Origin of the sequence: Methylocella sp. CPCC 101449 (assembly GCF_031921685.1) — a bacterium.
In the GTDB taxonomy this organism is placed as follows: Bacteria; Pseudomonadota; Alphaproteobacteria; order Rhizobiales; family Beijerinckiaceae; genus Terripilifer.
The window spans coordinates 1,410,696-1,427,174 of sequence record NZ_JAPDHU010000001.1 but is presented as its reverse complement, the minus strand read 5'-3'; the positions used below and the strand labels follow the sequence as shown (position 1 = coordinate 1,427,174).

General features: G+C 62.6%; 20 protein-coding genes. 9 read left to right on the top strand and 11 right to left on the bottom strand.

From position 1 onward, the window contains the following. Nucleotides 1-444, bottom strand: a complete 444-nt coding sequence (locus OIM99_RS06565) for an FxsA family protein (protein ID WP_311849526.1) — start codon at nt 442-444, stop codon at nt 1-3. Nucleotides 445-619: 175 nt separating this feature from the next. On the opposite strand from OIM99_RS06565, the gene OIM99_RS06560 reads away from it, so the two are divergent. The 6 genes from OIM99_RS06560 (at nt 620) to OIM99_RS06535 (ending at nt 5,454) form a co-directional block, all read left to right on the top strand. Further along, nucleotides 620-1,348 carry a Tim44/TimA family putative adaptor protein gene (locus tag OIM99_RS06560; protein ID WP_311849525.1) on the top strand — a complete coding sequence of 243 codons (729 nt, stop codon included), beginning with the start codon at nt 620-622 and terminating at the stop codon, nt 1,346-1,348. Between the two features lie 68 nt (nt 1,349-1,416). Further along, nucleotides 1,417-2,541 (top strand): MltA domain-containing protein, encoded by a 1,125-nt coding sequence (locus OIM99_RS06555; protein ID WP_311849524.1) that lies wholly within the window; start codon nt 1,417-1,419, stop codon nt 2,539-2,541. Beyond that, a complete protein-coding gene (locus OIM99_RS06550; RefSeq protein ID WP_311849523.1) occupies nt 2,541-3,161 on the top strand; it encodes a Smr/MutS family protein in 621 nt (206 codons plus the stop codon). Before OIM99_RS06555 ends, OIM99_RS06550 begins: the two co-directional genes overlap by 1 nt. Further along, a complete protein-coding gene (locus OIM99_RS06545; protein ID WP_311849522.1) occupies nt 3,158-3,532 on the top strand; it encodes a helix-turn-helix domain-containing protein in 375 nt (124 codons plus the stop codon). Before OIM99_RS06550 ends, OIM99_RS06545 begins: the two co-directional genes overlap by 4 nt. A gap of 78 nt (nt 3,533-3,610) precedes the next feature. After that, nucleotides 3,611-4,609, top strand: coding sequence for an adenosine kinase (locus OIM99_RS06540; RefSeq protein WP_311849521.1), 999 nt, complete (start codon nt 3,611-3,613; stop codon nt 4,607-4,609). Nucleotides 4,610-4,872: 263 nt separating this feature from the next. Next, on the top strand, nt 4,873-5,454 hold the full coding sequence (locus tag OIM99_RS06535) for a GNAT family N-acetyltransferase (RefSeq protein WP_409371476.1): 582 nt from the start codon (nt 4,873-4,875) through the stop codon (nt 5,452-5,454). Nucleotides 5,455-5,480: 26 nt separating this feature from the next. On the opposite strand, the gene OIM99_RS06530 is transcribed toward OIM99_RS06535, so the two are convergent. The 10 genes from OIM99_RS06530 to hisB form a co-directional block, all read right to left on the bottom strand. Then, the gene (locus tag OIM99_RS06530) at nt 5,481-6,467 is read right to left on the bottom strand and encodes a tripartite tricarboxylate transporter substrate binding protein (protein ID WP_311849519.1); all 987 of its coding nucleotides are present in this window, start codon (nt 6,465-6,467) and stop codon (nt 5,481-5,483) included. Between the two features lie 164 nt (nt 6,468-6,631). Beyond that, the gene (locus tag OIM99_RS06525; protein ID WP_311849518.1) at nt 6,632-7,093 is read right to left on the bottom strand and encodes a GNAT family N-acetyltransferase; all 462 of its coding nucleotides are present in this window, start codon (nt 7,091-7,093) and stop codon (nt 6,632-6,634) included. 136 nt (nt 7,094-7,229) lie between these two features. Then, nucleotides 7,230-8,297 carry an aromatic ring-hydroxylating dioxygenase subunit alpha gene (locus OIM99_RS06520; RefSeq protein ID WP_311849517.1) on the bottom strand — a complete coding sequence of 356 codons (1,068 nt, stop codon included), beginning with the start codon at nt 8,295-8,297 and terminating at the stop codon, nt 7,230-7,232. Between the two features lie 115 nt (nt 8,298-8,412). Next, entirely contained in the window at nt 8,413-9,369 is a 957-nt protein-coding gene (coaA, locus tag OIM99_RS06515; RefSeq protein ID WP_311849516.1) for a type I pantothenate kinase, read from the bottom strand. A gap of 34 nt (nt 9,370-9,403) precedes the next feature. Then, the gene (locus OIM99_RS06510) at nt 9,404-9,730 is read right to left on the bottom strand and encodes a phosphoribosyl-ATP diphosphatase (protein ID WP_311849515.1); all 327 of its coding nucleotides are present in this window, start codon (nt 9,728-9,730) and stop codon (nt 9,404-9,406) included. A gap of 75 nt (nt 9,731-9,805) precedes the next feature. Next, nucleotides 9,806-10,567, bottom strand: coding sequence for an imidazole glycerol phosphate synthase subunit HisF (gene hisF, locus OIM99_RS06505; protein WP_311849514.1), 762 nt, complete (start codon nt 10,565-10,567; stop codon nt 9,806-9,808). Then, a complete protein-coding gene (hisA, locus tag OIM99_RS06500; protein WP_311849513.1) occupies nt 10,560-11,306 on the bottom strand; it encodes a 1-(5-phosphoribosyl)-5-[(5-phosphoribosylamino)methylideneamino]imidazole-4-carboxamide isomerase in 747 nt (248 codons plus the stop codon). Before hisA ends, hisF begins: the two co-directional genes overlap by 8 nt. Continuing rightward, nucleotides 11,303-11,953 carry an imidazole glycerol phosphate synthase subunit HisH gene (hisH, locus tag OIM99_RS06495; protein WP_311849512.1) on the bottom strand — a complete coding sequence of 217 codons (651 nt, stop codon included), beginning with the start codon at nt 11,951-11,953 and terminating at the stop codon, nt 11,303-11,305. Before hisH ends, hisA begins: the two co-directional genes overlap by 4 nt. After that, a complete protein-coding gene (locus tag OIM99_RS06490) occupies nt 11,950-12,426 on the bottom strand; it encodes a DUF2628 domain-containing protein (RefSeq protein WP_311849511.1) in 477 nt (158 codons plus the stop codon). The genes hisH and OIM99_RS06490 overlap by 4 nt, the downstream gene beginning before the upstream one ends. A gap of 17 nt (nt 12,427-12,443) precedes the next feature. Then, a complete protein-coding gene (gene hisB, locus OIM99_RS06485) occupies nt 12,444-13,037 on the bottom strand; it encodes an imidazoleglycerol-phosphate dehydratase HisB (RefSeq protein ID WP_311849510.1) in 594 nt (197 codons plus the stop codon). Nucleotides 13,038-13,319: 282 nt separating this feature from the next. On the opposite strand from hisB, the gene hslV reads away from it, so the two are divergent. The 3 genes from hslV (at nt 13,320) to trpS (ending at nt 16,471) form a co-directional block, all read left to right on the top strand. Beyond that, nucleotides 13,320-13,886: an ATP-dependent protease subunit HslV gene (gene hslV / locus OIM99_RS06480; protein ID WP_311849509.1), complete on the top strand. Its 567-nt coding sequence runs from the start codon at nt 13,320-13,322 to the stop codon at nt 13,884-13,886. A gap of 14 nt (nt 13,887-13,900) precedes the next feature. Further along, complete coding sequence (hslU, locus tag OIM99_RS06475; protein WP_311849508.1) at nt 13,901-15,208, top strand: ATP-dependent protease ATPase subunit HslU; 1,308 nt, start codon at nt 13,901-13,903, stop codon at nt 15,206-15,208. Nucleotides 15,209-15,433: 225 nt separating this feature from the next. Next, nucleotides 15,434-16,471 (top strand): tryptophan--tRNA ligase, encoded by a 1,038-nt coding sequence (gene trpS / locus OIM99_RS06470; protein ID WP_311849507.1) that lies wholly within the window; start codon nt 15,434-15,436, stop codon nt 16,469-16,471. Nucleotides 16,472-16,479: the final 8 nt, after the last annotated feature.

Genomic DNA, 16,479 nt, shown 5'->3' with positions numbered 1-16,479 from the left:
CTATTGGGAAGGCGTGTTGCGATTGGACGACCATTCCTCGGGGCGCAGGTCGGTGACGCCGCCGCCCGTGTCGCGGACCGGCGAGGAAGCCGGGCTGAACCGGTCGGGCAGAAATCTCAGGCCAAAGCTCGCGATCACCAGCAGCAGGCCGAGAAAATCGGTGAGGAAACCGGGCAGGATCAGCAGGATCGCGCCGGCGATCGACAGGCCGCCGGAAAACAGGCCGCCAAAGGAAAGCTGGACGATATTGCCGCCGGCGTTGGAAAAGACCCGGCCCATGTCCTGGCCGAGCCGGCTCAGCACCAGAAAGCCGAGCGCCAGCGAGCCGACGCCGATGCCAAGGGCGGTTCCCCACCCCCATTCATCGATGACGGCGACATAGGTCGCAATTTCTGCAAGAAACAGCAAAAGAAAGGACAGAGTTCCTACTGAAAATCTGCGCATGCTGTTTTGTCCCATCTCCTTCATCTGGTCGGAAAGTCATGTCACGCCGATATAGAGGCTAGCCAATATATAGGACGAGCGCGGCGAAATTTTATGGTTGCGCAACACGTGGCCCGGCAAGATAACGAGCCAGGGACTATATTCAGAGACAGAAGAGATTAGGAAACAGGCCGGTATGCAGGAGTCGTTCGACGTGACAACCATCGTTTTCGCGCTCCTGGCCATTTTTGTGGTCTGGAAACTGCGATCTGTGCTTGGGACGCGGACCGGTCAGGAAAAGCAGCGTCCCGATCGGGCGCCGCAGCCCAATGGTGCGGGTCCCAACCGCAATGGCAACGGCAATGACGGCGTGGTCGTGCGTCTGCCCGGCGCCGCCAACGATGCCGGCGCCCCGGCTGCTCCCGCTGAATCCCGCGACCGTTGGACTGACCTGGCCGAGCCGGGCTCCAAGGTCTGGCTTGGCCTTGACCAGATTGCCGATGCCGACCGCACGTTCGACGGCAAGGGTTTCATCGGCGGCGCCAAGTCCGCCTATGAGATGATCATCACCGCTTTTGCGGCCGGCGACCGCCAGACCTTGCGCGGCCTCCTGTCGAAGGATGTCTTCGATAGTTTCTCCCAGGCGATCACCGATCGCGAGAGCCGTGGCGAAAAGGTCGAAACCACTTTTGTGTCGATCGACAAGGCGTCGATGGTCGATGCCGTGCTGCGCGGCAAGGTGGCGCAGATCACCATGCGTTTCGTCAGCAAGCTCATCACCGCCACCCGCGACCGCAACGGCAATGTCATCGATGGCGATCCCGAGCACGTGTCCGATCTCGTCGACATTTGGACGTTCGAACGCGATACCAGCGCGCGTGATCCGAACTGGCGCCTGGTGGTTGTCTCCGACGGCGACCGTTGAGCGGTCGCTTCAAGACTGATCATAGATCGGTAGGGTTCGGCGTTGTATTTTCTGCCATGGTGATCACCATGGCAGCCTCCATTCCTCTCTCCGCCGAAAATCTCCCCTCGCCTGAATTGGCGGCACGGGCGCGTCTCTACGAGACGACGTTCGACAAACTGCCGGGCTTTGCCGGCGACGATCATCTCGCCGCCTGGATGACGCTGCGCAAATCCTGCGAACGTTTGAGCGAGGCGGCGCCCTCCATCCGCATCGGCCAGGCGCCGACCTCAGCCTTTCAAGCCTTCTGCGCCGTCGCGCTCACGGCAAAGCCGACCGATGCGCGCGCGGCCCGCGCCTTGATCGAACGTTATTTCGCGCCCTGGCGGATCGAACCCATCGCCGGCGCCAATCCTTACGATCGCGGCTTTCTCACCGGCTATTACGAGCCGGAAGTGGCCGGCAGCCTCGAGCGCAGCGAGGCCTTTCAAGAACCCATTCTCTCTTTGCCCGACGACATCGCCTATACCTCTTCCATCACCAGCCAGCCGGTGCTGCCGACGCGCGAGGAGATCGACAAAGGCGCGCTGGCGCAGCGCACGCGTCCGCTCGTGTGGGTGCGCGATGGCATCGAAGCCTTCATGATTCACGTGCAGGGCTCGGCGCGCATCCGTCTGTCGGACGGGCGTTTGTTGCGCCTCGCCTATGCCGGCCGCAACGGTCATCCCTATACGTCGATCGGCAAGATCCTCGTCGACACCGGCGCGATCGCCGCCGCCGACATGTCGCTGGCGCGCCTGAAACAATGGGTGCGTGACAACGGCCAAAGCGAAGGCGAGGCCGGCCGCGCATTGCTGCGCAGCAATCGCTCCTATGTCTTCTACAAAGCCATCGACAATCTCACAGAGACGCAAGGACCGATCGGCGGCGAAGGCGTTGAACTGACGCCACTGCGATCGATCGCCGTCGATCGCGGCCTCTGGCATTACGGTCTGCCGTTCTGGATCGATGCCGATCTGCCCGATGCGCACGGCCGCAGCAAACCGTTTCGCCGCCTGATGATCGCACAGGATACGGGCACGGCGATCGTCGGTGCCGCGCGCGCCGACATTTTCTATGGCACCGGCGACAAGGCCGGCGCTTTGGCCGGAGACATCAGACACACCGGCGATTTCTACGTGCTGCTGCCGCGCACCGGCGTGGGGGCGCCGTGATGGCGAAAGAGATCGCACGTAAGCGAAGCAAGCGGACACTCGAACCGCATGAAGCGGAACTCTGGAAAGTCGTGACGCGTCACGTCAGCCCGCTGCGCCGTCGCAAGCGCGTGGCCGAGACCGCAGAGATAGAAACGGTTGAAGCGGTGGTCGTCGAGGACGAGCCGAAGAAGCCGGCGAAACTGGCCAAGGCCAAACCATCACACACACCGCCGGCGCCGCCCGCCGTCAAACCGGCTTTGCCACCTTTGGCGCCGGTCGAGCGGCGCACGCGCCAAAAGCTGTCGCGCGGCCAGATCGAGATCGACGCCCGTATCGATCTGCACGGCATGCGCCAGGCCACGGCCCATGCGCAATTGATTGCCTTTCTGCATCGCGCCCAAGCCGCGGGCGGCCGCACGGTCATCGTCGTCACCGGCAAGGGATCGACGCGCGTCGCCGATGACGAAATGCCCTATCGCGAAGCTGGCGTGCTCCGGCGCTCCGTGCCGATGTGGCTGTCGGCGCCGGAACTGCGCTCCATCGTGCTGGGCTTCGAAGAAGCTTCGATCCGCCATGGCGGCAGTGGCGCGCTCTACGTGCGCTTGCGCAGCAAACGCACGCGGGCGGATGAAGCATGACGCCCTTCGGCCAGAAAATCCGGGATCTCAGGGAAGAGCGCGGCATCACGCTGAAGACCATGGCCCATGCGCTCGGCGTCTCGCCGGCCTATCTGTCGGCGCTTGAACATGGCCGGCGCGGCAAGCCCACCTGGTATCTGGTTCAGCGCATCATCGTCTTCTTCAACGTCATCTGGGACGAGGCCGAGGAGCTTGAGCGGCTGGCGGAACTGTCCGATCCCAATGTCACGCTGGCAACCGCTGGGATGAATCCCAAGGCGACGGAATTCGCCAATCGCCTCGCCAAGGAAATCGGCCGTCTCGACAGCGAGGATCTGGTGCAATTCCTGGAACTTCTGCGCAAGCGGCTGAAGGCTCGCCCGAGTTCCTGAAACCGCCGAAACTTGACGCCGCAGACCATGGATGCGACACGACCCCACCCCAAATTATGAAAGAGGGAATGCCGCACGATGACGTCCCAATACGATGTGCTTGGTCTTGGTAACGCGATTGTCGACGTCATCAGCATGGTGGACGATGATCTGCTCGCCCGCGAGAAACTCGCCAAGGGCGGCATGATGCTGATCGATGAGGCGCGCACCGAGAGCCTCTACAAGCAGATGGGATCGACCTCGATCATCTCCGGCGGTTCGGCGGCCAATACGATTGTTGGTGCCGCTTCCTTCGGCGCCAAAACGGCCTTCATCGGTAAGGTGAAGGCGGACGAGACCGGCAAAGCCTTCGCCCATGACATCCGCGCCATCGGCGTCGAATTCACCACCAAGCCGGCGCAGGATGGCCCGGCCACGGCGCGCTGCCTCATCCTGGTGACGCCCGACGGCGAGCGCACCATGAACACCTTCCTGGGTGCGTGCCAGAATCTCGGCCCCGACGATGTCGATGCCGATCTCGTGCGCGCTTCGGCCATCACCTATCTCGAAGGCTATCTGTGGGATCCGCCGGCCGCCAAACAAGCCTTCGTGCGCGCGTCCGAGATTGCGCACGCCGCTGGCCGCCGCGTCGCGCTCACTTTGTCGGATCAGTTCTGCGTCGATCGCTATCGCGCCGAATTCCTCGACCTCATCCGCAGCAAGACCATCGACATTCTGTTCGCCAATCAGCACGAGTTGAAGTCGCTGTACGAAACCTCGGATTTCGATTCCGCCGTCGCGGCGCTGCGCAACGAGGACATCCTCGGTGCCGTCACCGTGTCGGAAAAGGGCTCGCTCGTCGTCACTCGTGGCGAGACGCTGGCGGTGCCCGCCTATCCGATCCAGAAACTGGTCGACACCACCGGCGCCGGCGATCTCTATGCCGCCGGCTTCCTGGCCGGTCTGTCGCGCGATCAGGATTTGAAGACCTGCGCGCAGCTCGGCGCGCTCGCCGCCAGCGAAGTGATCCAGCACGTCGGCGCCCGCCCGCAGCGCAGCCTCGCGGCCATGGCCAGCGAGAACGGTCTGGGCGTCTAAGATCTTACGTTTCTGATGTGACAACGGCGGCCTTTGTGGCCGCCGTTTTGTTTTTATCACCGCCTCAGTGTCATCCCGGACGCGAAGCGATCCGGGATCCAGGGGCGTGCGATAATGCGATGCGTCGAACCGCCATCCCGTTCTACACCGATGATCAGCAGTCGTGATGTGGCCCCTGGTTCCCGGATCACGCTGCGCGTGTCCGGGATGACACCGATAGGCGATTTGCTTTAGGGAAGTTGCGGTCCAACGTCCCCGAGTGCATGTCCGTGATCGATTTCCGCCCCGTGCTCACAAGCCAGCGCCTGCGTCTGGCGCCCTTGAAAGCAACGCATCGCGAAGCGCTGCTGGCCGCGGCCGCCGATGGCGAATTGTGGAATCTGCGCTTCACCGTCGTGCCCGGCCCCGACACCGTCGACCGTTACATTGAAACCGCGGTGCAGGGTCGCTCGGCGGGAACGGTCATTCCCTTCGTCACCGAGGTCGATGGCCGCGTCGTCGGCGGCACGCGGTTCTGGAAGGTCGATCCCAACAATCGCACGCTTGAAATCGGCCACACCTGGCTTGCCGCTAGCCAGCAGCGCAGTTTCGTCAACACCGAGGCGAAGCTTTTAATGCTGCGCCATGCCTTCGAAGAACTGGCCTGCATCCGCGTGCAATTCATGACCGATGAGATCAATGCCGCCTCGCGCGCCGCCATTCTGCGGCTCGGCGCCACGCAAGAAGGCATGATTCGCCATGAACGGATCATGCCCGATGGCCGCCTTCGCAATTCGATGCTCTACAGCATCATCGACAGCGAATGGCCGCAAGTGAAAGCGCGCCTGATCGAGCGGCTCAAGTAAGTCCGATCAAGCGGGCCGTTTTCACCTTATTGCGGTACGATATTCGCGGCTTTGACGATCGGTGCCCATCGTTCGATGTCGGATTGGATGCGCGCCGCGACTTCCTTGCCATTCTCATGGTGCGGAATGGCGCCGACCGTTTCGAGGAACTTCGCCGTCTCGGGCATTTTGCCGATGTCGATCAGCCAGCCGGCGAATTTATCGACGATCGGCTGCGGCGTGCCCTTGGGGAAGAAGGCGCCCCACCACGGTGCGAATTCGTAGCCTTTGAAGCCGACCTCTTCCATCGTCGGAACGCCGGGGAATGAGGTCGAACGCTCCTTCGTCGTGATGGCGAGGCATTTCAGCCGGCCGGAGCGCACCTGGGCTGCCGCAAAAGTGCCGTCCATGACCATGAAGTCGAGCGTGCCGTTGACGACATCGGGCAAGGCATCCGGAGCCGTGCGATAGGACACCGGCTCGGCTTTGACGCCAGCCATCGACTTGAACAGTTCGGCGGCCAGTTGCGCGGTCTGGTTGGTGTAGCCGTATTTGGCGCGATCGGTCGATTTCAGAAAGGCGGTCAGCTCGGTGACCGAATTATATTTGGAATCCGGCGCCACGACGATCGTGAACACGATCTGGGCGAAGGAGGCCGCTGGCGTGAAATCCGTCACCGTGTCGAACGGCAGGGATTTAAACAGATAGCGCGAGCCGGCCATGTTCGAGTTGGCGACCAACAGCACCGAATAGCCGTCCGGCTTCGCCTTGGCGACCAGGCCGACCGCGATATTGCTGGTCGCACCGGGGCGATTTTCGACGATGATCGGCTTGGGCGAAATCTCGGCGAGCTTGTTGGTGAAATAGCGGCACAGAATGTCCGCGCCGCTGCCGGCCGGAAAGCCGATATAGGTGTGAATCGGTTGGGCCGGATATTCGGTTTGACCGAAAGCGCCTGCCGGCACGCTCAGCGTCAAGCCGGCGGCTCCAAGCCCCTTGACGATATCTCGCCGATCCAAGTCCCGTCGCTTCATGCGTCCCTCCCGTTATGGCCCGCGCGATACATAAGCGGGTTCGTTGCCCCGTCCTTAACCTGAGGTAGGTATCGGCCGCAAGACCAACATGGCGAGATGCTCCGTGCCGCAATGACGCGGGACAGTGGGCTTAGGTGGCGTTCTTGGGAGCCGGCCCGTGGCTGCTAAGCCAAGTCGAGCTTGTAGCCGATATGCGAGGCCGCGAAGCCGAGGCGATCGTAGAAGCGATGTGCATCGACGCGGCTCTTGTCCGTCGTCAATTGCACGAGCTTGCAGCCGCGCTCCCGGCATTGTTCGACCGCCCAACGGATCATCTGCTCACCGAGGCGCTGGCCGCGAAAGCCCGACGCGATCCGCACGGATTCGATCAAGCCGCGCCAGGCGCCGCGCCGGGACAGGCCGGGAATGAAGCTCAATTGCAGCGTGCCGACGATCCGCCCGCCCGCTTCGACGACGGCGAGTAATTGGTTGGGATCACGATCCAACGCCGCGAAGGCCTCCAGATAAACCGCCGGTAACGGATCAGAAAAATCCTCGCGCGCCGCGCCGAGCGAATCATCCGCCAACATGGCGACGATGGCGAGCAAGTCGGCGCGTGTGGCTTTGCGGAAGAAGAGGTCGGTCATGGGATGCCCGTGTCGGCTTATCGTCTGTCAGCACCACCTTTAGATCAAAGACAGGCCGAGAGCAGCCGGCGGTCCCGCGAAACATAAACCCCGCCGCCAGAACATTAGCGGTGGGGCCAAGTCTCGGATCGCGATGTCACTCCGCCGCGGTCGGCATCCTCGCCCTTTCCTCATCGAGCGCCTTCTGAAAAGCACGTCGCGCATGCGTCAAGGCATAGTCGGCCTTGATAGGCACCAGCGGGCGTTCGGGATCGGCGCTGAGGCGTTGTTGCTGCGCCTCCATGATCACCACGTCTTCCAGAAAGGTCGGGTGAATCTCGTTGTAGAGCGCGTCCGTGGCCTGGGGATCATCTTGGCGATAGCCATTGGCGGCCGACCAGAAATAATGCGTGGTCGTTTCGGTCTCCGGCGTGATGCCGTGGAAGAGATGCAGGTGGAAACCCTCCTGCTCGCGGTTTTCGACGGCGCCCATGCCGACGTTGAGCGCGCCGGTCCATTGCTTGACGCTGCCGGGAATGACGTATTCGAAATCCATCCAGCGATCGATCTTGCCGGTGAAGCCGACGGCGCGCACATAGGTCGGCGGCGGCGCCACGTCGAGCAGCCAGCGGATGAGCCGTGCGCCCGTCTCGGTACGCTCCGCCTGCATCTTCGCTTCGACATGGATTTTCGGATTGCCGCCGATGGTCTTGGTGTGGACATAGCCCAGATGGGTCAGGTCCATCAGATTGTCGACCATCATCATGTAATTGACCTTGATCGGCATCATCGCCTTGCGATGCGGATATTTCTTCGGATTGTCATGGTAGGGCCAGTCGACGATCTTGGCTTCGTCGGCCAAAGCCGGATCGCCCATCCACACCCAGACGAATTCCTGCCGTTCGACGACCGGATGCGCCTTCACTTTCGCCATCGGCGGAATGCTGTCCTGGCCCGGAATCTCGACGCATTTGCCGTTCACGTCGAAGACGAGGCCGTGATAGCCGCACTGCAAGCCGTTCTCGACGACCTTGCCATGGGAGAGCGGCGCGCCGCGATGGCAGCAGCGATCCTCGACGCAGCCGATCTTGCCATGGGCATCGCGAAAGAACAGCAGCGGCTCGTTCATGATGGTGCGCGCCAGCATGCCATCCTTCAGCTCGTCGCTCCACGCCGCCTGATACCAGGCATTGCGCAGAAATGGCGCGTTGATCCTATCGCTCATGCCTTGACCCTCCCGTCCCGACCAGATGGGTCAGCCTACGAAGGGGCTGCCGCGCGCAACAACGCGGTTTGAGATTATAAATGTAGTAAAGCCACTTATGAGTAAGGTGCGCTGCCTAGAGCTTGCGCAGCGCCACCTGTTCGATGCTGTGCGTCGCGCCCTTGGTCAGCACCAGGCTGGCGCGCGCCCGCGTCGGCAGGATGTTTTCATGCAGGTTGCGCAGGTTGATGCGCGTCCAGATGTCGATGGCGGTCTGCCGTGCTTCCTCGTCGGTGAGGTCGGCGTATTTCTTGAAGAACGATCGGGGATCGCGGAACGCCGTCTGGCGCAGGCGCATGAAACGCGCCACGTACCATTTCAAAAGATCGTTCTCGTTGGCATCGAGATAGATCGAGAAATCGAAGAAGTCCGACGCGAAAGCAATGTCGCTGTCGGGCCGCGACGGCTGCAACACATTGAGCCCTTCGACGATGAGAATGTCGGGCCGGTCGACAGTGATGAACTTGTCGGGCACGATGTCATAGGTCAGATGCGAATAAACAGGCGCATTGACGTTGCCCTGCCCGGCCTTGATCTGCGACAGGAAGCGCACCAGCGCCGTGCCGTCATAGCTTTCCGGAAAGCCCTTCTTGTCCATCAGGTGATCGCGCACCAGGACTTCGTTGGGGAACAGAAAGCCGTCCGTGGTGACGAGTTCCACCTTCGGCGTGTTGGGCCAGCGCGACAGCAGCGATTTCAGCACGCGCGCCGTGGTCGATTTGCCGACGGCGACGGAACCGGCAACGCCGATGATATAAGGCACTTTGCCGTCGGCGCCCAAAAAGCGCTGCGTCGCTTTGAACAGGCCCTGCGTCGCCGCCACATAGAGCGCCAGCAGACGCGACAGCGGCAGATAGATGGCGATCACTTCTTCCAGTGAGATCGGATCGTTGATCGATTGCAGTTTGGCGAGGTCTTCGCCCGTCAGGGTCAGCGGCGTGTCGGCGCGCAGCGCCGCCCATTCGGCGCGCGTGAAGTGCCGGTAGATCGAGAAGTCGCTGGGCAAGGTTGCCAGTCCGGAAATTTCGTCCATGGGGTACTCCGCCGCCGGATGCGGGTTACGAACTCTAGCCGCCGGAAGTGCGCGCCGCCTTTTCCTGGTGGCCCGACTGTTGGGTCCGCTTTTCTAGCTCATTCAGCACGTCGGCGACAGGGATGCCGCGGGCCTGCAACAGGACCAGCATGTGATACAGCACATCCGCCGCTTCCGCTTTCACATCCGCGTCACTGCCGTCGACCGTAGCCAGCGCCAGTTCCACGGCCTCTTCGCCGAATTTCTTCGCCACCCGATGCTTGCCGGCATCGAGCAGGGACTTCGTATAGGACTTGTCGGCGCTCGATCCGGTGCGCTCAAGGATGATCGCGGCCAGATCCTGCAGGTTGAACGAACTCAAATGCGAAGCCTTTCCGCAAAGCCTTTCCGCGCTGCCCCTCGAAGGGCAAAAAGCCTGTGACAGTCAGTTAGTTGATCAGTCGTTGCGGACCGCCAGCCCAGCCGCGGCCATATGGTCCTTGGCCTGTCGTATCGTAAACTCGCCAAAATGGAAAATGGAGGCGGCCAGCACGGCGCTGGCATGGCCGTCGCGGATGCCGCCGACCAGATGGTCAAGATTGCCGACACCGCCCGAGGCAATGAGCGGGATTTTTACCGCATCGGCGATGGTGCGGGTCACGTCGATATCGAAGCCCGAGCGGGTGCCGTCGCGATCCATCGAGGTCAGAAGGATTTCGCCGGCGCCCAGCGCCTCCACTTCGCGCGCATAGGCGACCGCATCGATGCCCGTCGGCTTGCGGCCGCCATGGGTGAAGATTTCCCATTTGCCGTCGCCGACGCGCTTGGTGTCGATGGCCACGACAATGCACTGGCTGCCGAATTTCTCCGCCGCCTCGCGCACGAAATCGCGGTTGAACACGGCCGCTGTATTGATCGACACTTTATCGGCGCCGGCCAGCAGCAGTTTTCGGATATCGTCGGTGGTGCGCACACCGCCGCCCACCGTCAGCGGCATGAAACAGGCTTCCGCCGTCCGCTGCACCACGTCGAGGATCGTGCCGCGATTTTCATGGCTGGCGGTGATGTCGAGGAAGCACAATTCGTCGGCGCCCGCCGCATCATAGGCGATGGCGGATTCCACGGGATCGCCGGCATCGCGCAGATCGACGAAATTGACGCCTTTGACGACGCGCCCGTCCTTCACATCGAGACAGGGAATGACGCGGCACTTAAGCAACCGATTTCTCCCGCGCGGCGCGGATCAGCGCCAAGGCCTCGGCCGCATCGAGACGGCCGTCGTAAAGCGCGCGGCCTGTGATGGCGCCGGCCAGCGCCGCGCTATCGGGCTCAAGCAGACGTTTGACATCGTCGATGGAAGCCAGGCCGCCCGAGGCGATGACCGGAATGGTCAGCGCATTGGCGAGCGCCAGGGTCGCCTCCATGTTGAGGCCCTTCAGCACGCCGTCGCGCGAAATGTCGGTGTAGATGATGGCGGCGACGCCGGCATCCTCGAAACGCTTGCCGATATCGAGCGCCGAGAGTTGCGAGACGCGCGCCCAGCCTTCGACGGCGACGAAACCGTCGCGCGCGTCGACGCCGACGGCGATGCGGCCGGGATGCCGCCGCGCCGCTTCGCGCACGAAGCTCGGGTCCTTCACCGCCGCCGTGCCGATGATCGTGCGGCTGACACCCTTTTCGAGCCAGCCTTCGACGGTGCGCATGTCGCGAATGCCGCCGCCGAGCTGCACGGGAATGTCGATCGCCTGCAGGATCGCATCGACGGCGCGGGCATTCTCCGGCTTGCCGGAGAAGGCGCCGTCGAGATCGACCACATGCAGATATTCAAAACCCTGCTGTTCGAACGTGCGCGCCTGCGCGGCCGGATCGTCGTTGAAGACGGTGGCTTGCGACATGTCGCCATGGATGAGGCGAACGCACTCCCCCTCTTTCAGATCGATCGCAGGAAACAGAATCACGGAGCCCACCTTAGGAAATTGCCGATCAGCCCGAGGCCCAGCTTCTGGCTCTTCTCGGGGTGAAATTGCGTGCCGATAATATTGTCGCGTCCGACCACCGCCGTGACCGTGCCGCCATAATCAGCCGTCGCCAGAACCGAGGCCGGCGCGGCCGCACTTAGGTGATAGGAGTGGACGAAATAGGCGTGCAGACCTTTGTCGCCGGTGACGAGACCGTCGAAGACCGGATGCGGCCGGTTCAGCGTGATCGTGTTCCAGCCCATGTGCGGCACTTTCAGCGCCGCGTCGCTGGGCTTGAGCGCCACCACGTCGCCGCCGATCCAGTCGAGGCCTTGCGTCGTCACATGTTCCAGCCCGCGCGTCGCGAGCAACTGCATGCCGACACAGATGCCCAGAAACGGCCGGCCCTTGGCGATCACCGCCTCACGCAGGGCCTCGACCATGCCGGTCGTGGCATCGAGGCCATGCCGGCAATCGGCGAAGGCGCCGACGCCAGGCAGGACGATCCGATCGGCCCGGGCGACGGCGTCCGGGTCGGAGGTGACGGTGATGGTCGAACCGGCACCACTCTCCAGCGCCGCGCGCTCGAAAGCCTTGCGGGCGGAGTGCAGATTGCCGGAACCGTAGTCGATGATCGCGACGCTCATGATCGCGAACTCGGAATATCGGGAAACAGGCCGACCGGCGGCACGGCGCGCCCTGGATGGGTCGCGACCGCCAGGGCGGGTGTCGGCGTTGTGGCCGGCCGCCGGCGGGCGAACCAGGTGATCTCCGCTTCGCGCAGCGTTTCGGCGACGGCGATGTCGGACAGCGCGAAACCGCGTCCGGCCAAAGCCGCGCGCCGCAAAACAGGCGCTTCCAGACCAAGAAGCAGGCCGATGCCGAAATAATAGGCGGCCATCAGAGCCGGGCTGAAGCCCAGCCGCCGAATGGCGAAGAAAACGCAGGCGAAGGCCAGAAACCACAGGCCGAAGGCGAGCCAGCGCCGGTTCCAGAGCAGCCACAGCGGTCCGAACAGGAAAGCCAGGCGGGAAAAGCCCTCGCGCACGAACACCGCCCCGGCGGCGGGATCGCCACCGGACGGGCTCGCGGAAGGCGTGTGAATGGTGAACACAGGCATGCGAAACTCAAATGATATCAGACCGACAATGTTCCCTTGGTCGAGGGAACTTGATCGCTCTGGCGCGGATCGATCGTCGCCGCGGCCCGCAAGGCCCGGGCCACACCCTTGAAGCAGGACTCCGCAATATGGTGATCGTTGACGCCATAGGCAGTCTCGATATGCAAAGTCATGCCAGCATTCATGGCGAAGGCCTGGAAAAATTCGCGCACGAGCTGGGTGTCGAACGTGCCGATCTTCGGCGTCGAGAATTGGGTGCGAAACACCAGAAAGGCTCGGCCCGACAGGTCGACGGCCACCTGGGTCAGGGTTTCGTCCATCGGCAGGCGCACGTCGGCATAGCGGACGATGCCGCGCATCTCGCCCAAGGCCTTGCGCAGGGCCTGGCCGATGGCAATGCCGGTGTCTTCGACCGTGTGGTGATCGTCGATGTGCAGGTCGCCATCCGCCTTGACCGTGAGGTCGATCAGGCTGTGGCGGCCGAGCTGGTCCAACATATGGTCGAAAAAGCCGATTCCGGTCGAAATCGAGGTCTTTCCGGTGCCGTCCAGGTTGACGGTGACGGAAATGCTCGTCTCTTTCGTCTGGCGCGTGATGGTCGCGGTACGCATTCGGCTTACGCTCCGAGGGCAAGTCTCTGAGGGATGCCGGGCTTCTATCAACCCGCAGGCGGCTTTACCACCCTTGGCTGGGATCACCCTTACCAAGTGGTCCTGCCGAGTGATCCTGCCAAGCGGTCCCGCATTCTTAACCTAGACTATTAAGCCCGGCGAGGACAGGTCTGAGGATAGGTCCCTTGCGCCGGTCGGCCCAGCGCCATAGATGGACGGTCCCAACAGACAGGCGCGCCGGTCGGTCCGGCTCCTTCCAAGCGATCATCAAGAGATCATATAATGTCCCAGGACGATCATGCCGGCCCGGCGGTCTGGCACGCCACCACCATTCTGATGGTCCGCAAGGGCGGCAAGGTCGTCGTCGGCGGCGATGGGCAGGTGAGCCTGGGCCAGACGGTGGTCAAGGGCAATGCCCGCAAGGTGCGCCGCCTCGGCAAGGGCAATGTCATCGGCGGTTTCGCCGGCGCCACGGCCGACGCCTTCACCCTGTTCGAACGGCTCGAAGCCAAGATCGAGCAATATCCGGATCAATTGGTGCGCGCCTGCGTCGAACTGGGCAAGGACTGGCGCACCGATCGCTATCTGCGCCGGCTCGAAGCCATGATGCTCGTCGCCGATCGCAACGCGTCGCTGCTGCTCAGCGGCAATGGCGACGTGCTCGAGCCTGAGCAGTCCGAACATGGCAGCGTCATGGCGGTGGGCTCGGGCGGCAATTATGCGCTGGCGGCGGCGCGCGCTCTGCTGCCGATGGATCTCGATGCCGAAACCATCGTCCGCCGCGCCATGGCCATCGCCGCCGAAATCTGCGTCTACACCAACACCAATCTGGTGATCGAAAGCATCTGACGAGAGCATATGAAATGACGGATTTCTCGCCGCGCGAAATCGTATCCGAACTCGACCGCTATATCGTCGGACAGAAGGAGGCCAAGCGCGCCGTGGCCAATGCCATGCGCAACCGCTGGCGCCGGCTGAAACTTGAATCGCCGATGCGCGAGGAAGTGTTGCCCAAAAACATTCTGATGATCGGCCCCACCGGCTGCGGCAAGACCGAGATTGCCCGCCGCATCGCCAAACTGGCCGGCGCGCCGTTCCTCAAAGTCGAGGCCACCAAGTTCACCGAGGTCGGCTATGTCGGTCGCGACGTCGAACAGATCGTGCGCGACTTGATCGAAGTAGCGATCGCCATGGTGAAAGAGCGCAAGCGCAAGGACCTGCGCGCCAAGGCGCATCTCGCCGCCGAAGAGCGCGTGCTCGACGCTTTGGTCGGCGCGACCGCTTCGCCCGCCACGCGCGACAGCTTTCGCAAGAAACTGCGCGCCGGCGAACTCGACGACAAGGAGATCGAAATCGAAGTGGCCTCCGGCGGCTCCGCGACGCCGATGTTCGAGCTGCCGAACATGCCGGGTGCTTCGGTCGGAGCGATTTCATTGGGCGATCTGTTCGGAAAAGCCCTGGGCGGCAAGGCCAAACCGCGCCGCGCTACCGTGCGCGACATTTACGAACCGTTGATCGCCGAAGAGAGCGACAAGCTGCTCGATCAGGATCAGGTGGTGCAGGAAGCGATCCGCGAGACCGAAAGCAATGCCATCGTTTTCCTCGACGAGATCGACAAGATCTGCGCCCGCGAAAACCGCAGCGGCGCCGATGTGTCGCGCGAGGGGGTGCAGCGCGATCTGCTGCCGCTGATCGAAGGCACGACGGTGGCCACCAAGCACGGTGCGGTGAAGACCGACCATATCCTGTTCATTGCTTCCGGCGCCTTCCACGTCAGCAAGCCGTCCGACCTGTTGCCGGAACTGCAAGGCCGCCTGCCGATCCGTGTCGAACTCGCCTCTCTCAACGAGGACGACCTGCGCCGCATCCTGCGCGAGCCGGAATCGAGCCTGGTCAAGCAATACGAAGCTCTGATGCAGACCGAGGGCGTTCAGCTCGCCTTCACCGACGATGGCATCGAGGCGATCGCCAGGATCGCCGCCCAGGTCAACACCTCGGTCGAAAATATCGGCGCGCGCCGGCTGCAGACGATCATGGAACGGGTGCTCGACAATATCGGCTTCACGGCGCCCGACCGTTCCGGCGAGGCGATCACCGTCGATGCGGCCTTCGTCGAGGCCAATATCGGCGATCTCGCCCGCAACACCGACCTCAGCCGGTTTATTCTCTGAGGCACTGCCGCTGTCTTCGTGTCATCCCGGACACGCGCGGCGTGATCAGCATGCGTCGTTGCCCCCTGGTTCCCGGATCGCACCTGCGCTGCGCGTCGGCCATGAAAATCCGCTGTGCGATGGCGCACTTGCATTCGAAACCGGCCATTGCCATAAACCGGGCCTTCCAAGTTTCGCGGGCAAGTTGCACGGGCAGTTTCTCGGGCAAAATTCACGGGTATGACAATGGCCGAATTCCCCCAGCTCGTTTTTTCCGGCGTGCAGCCGACCGGCAACCTTCATCTCGGAAACTACCTGGGCGCGATTAAACGTTTCGTCGAATTGCAGACGACCCACGAGTGCATCTATTGCGTGGTCGATCTGCATGCCATCACCATGCCGCAAGATCCGGTGGCGTTGAAGGCGCAGATCCGCGAAGTCACCGCCGCTTTCATCGCCTGCGGCATCGATCCGAAGAAACATATCGTCTTCAACCAGAGCCAGGTGCCGCAGCATGCGGAACTAGCCTGGGTCTTCAATTGCGTCGCGCGCATCGGCTGGATGAATCGCATGACGCAGTTCAAGGAGAAGGCCGGTAAGGATCGCGAGAATGCCTCCGTCGGTCTCTATGCCTATCCGGTGCTGATGGCCTCCGACATTCTGATCTATCGCGCCACCCACGTGCCGGTCGGCGAAGATCAGAAACAGCATCTGGAACTGGCGCGCGACATCGCGCAAAAATTCAACAACGACTTCGCGGCATCGATCGCGTCCAACGGCTTTGGCGAAGCCTTCTTTCCGCAGCCCGAGCCTTTGATTCAAGGGCCGGCGACGCGCGTCATGAGCCTGCGCGACGGTTCGAAGAAAATGTCGAAGTCCGATGCCTCCGATTATTCGCGCATCAATCTCACCGACAGTGCCGACACGATCGCGCAGAAGGTGCGCAAGGCGAAGACCGATCCGGAGCCTTTGCCATCGGAGCCGAAAGGCCTTGAGACGCGGCCGGAAGCCGACAATCTGGTCGGCATTTTCGCGGCGCTCTCCGACGGCAACAAGGCCGATGTGCTGAAACAATTCGGCGGCGGCAATTTCTCGACGTTCAAGAATGCGCTCGTCGATCTGTCGGTCGAGAAACTCGCGCCGATCGCCGACGAGATGCGCCGTCTGACCGGCGATCCAAGCCATATCGACAGCATCCTCAACGACGGCGCCGCGCGCGCCGAGGCGATCGCCGCGCGCAACATGAACGCGGTGAAGGATATCGTCGGCTTCGTGCGGCGCTAACCTCGGTG

Bases quoted from the DNA above. Each gene is read 5' to 3' on its own strand.
- hisH (WP_311849512.1), bottom strand. From the start codon at position 11,953: ATGAGCGTCGCGATCATCGACTACGGTTCCGGCAATCTGCACTCCGCC.
- OIM99_RS06545 (WP_311849522.1), top strand. From the start codon at position 3,158: ATGACGCCCTTCGGCCAGAAAATCCGGGATCTCAGGGAAGAGCGCGGC.
- hisB (WP_311849510.1), bottom strand. From the start codon at position 13,037: ATGCGTACCGCGACCATCACGCGCCAGACGAAAGAGACGAGCATTTCC.
- OIM99_RS06525 (WP_311849518.1), bottom strand. From the start codon at position 7,093: ATGACCGACCTCTTCTTCCGCAAAGCCACACGCGCCGACTTGCTCGCC.
- OIM99_RS06520 (WP_311849517.1), bottom strand. From the start codon at position 8,297: ATGAGCGATAGGATCAACGCGCCATTTCTGCGCAATGCCTGGTATCAG.
- OIM99_RS06555 (WP_311849524.1), top strand. From the start codon at position 1,417: ATGGCAGCCTCCATTCCTCTCTCCGCCGAAAATCTCCCCTCGCCTGAA.
- OIM99_RS06550 (WP_311849523.1), top strand. From the start codon at position 2,541: ATGGCGAAAGAGATCGCACGTAAGCGAAGCAAGCGGACACTCGAACCG.
- hslV (WP_311849509.1), top strand. From the start codon at position 13,320: ATGTCCCAGGACGATCATGCCGGCCCGGCGGTCTGGCACGCCACCACC.
- OIM99_RS06530 (WP_311849519.1), bottom strand. From the start codon at position 6,467: ATGAAGCGACGGGACTTGGATCGGCGAGATATCGTCAAGGGGCTTGGA.
- trpS (WP_311849507.1), top strand. From the start codon at position 15,434: ATGGCCGAATTCCCCCAGCTCGTTTTTTCCGGCGTGCAGCCGACCGGC.
- hslU (WP_311849508.1), top strand. From the start codon at position 13,901: ATGACGGATTTCTCGCCGCGCGAAATCGTATCCGAACTCGACCGCTAT.
- OIM99_RS06565 (WP_311849526.1), bottom strand. From the start codon at position 444: ATGCGCAGATTTTCAGTAGGAACTCTGTCCTTTCTTTTGCTGTTTCTT.
- OIM99_RS06490 (WP_311849511.1), bottom strand. From the start codon at position 12,426: ATGCCTGTGTTCACCATTCACACGCCTTCCGCGAGCCCGTCCGGTGGC.
- OIM99_RS06540 (WP_311849521.1), top strand. From the start codon at position 3,611: ATGACGTCCCAATACGATGTGCTTGGTCTTGGTAACGCGATTGTCGAC.
- OIM99_RS06535 (WP_409371476.1), top strand. From the start codon at position 4,873: ATGTCCGTGATCGATTTCCGCCCCGTGCTCACAAGCCAGCGCCTGCGT.
- coaA (WP_311849516.1), bottom strand. From the start codon at position 9,369: ATGGACGAAATTTCCGGACTGGCAACCTTGCCCAGCGACTTCTCGATC.
- OIM99_RS06560 (WP_311849525.1), top strand. From the start codon at position 620: ATGCAGGAGTCGTTCGACGTGACAACCATCGTTTTCGCGCTCCTGGCC.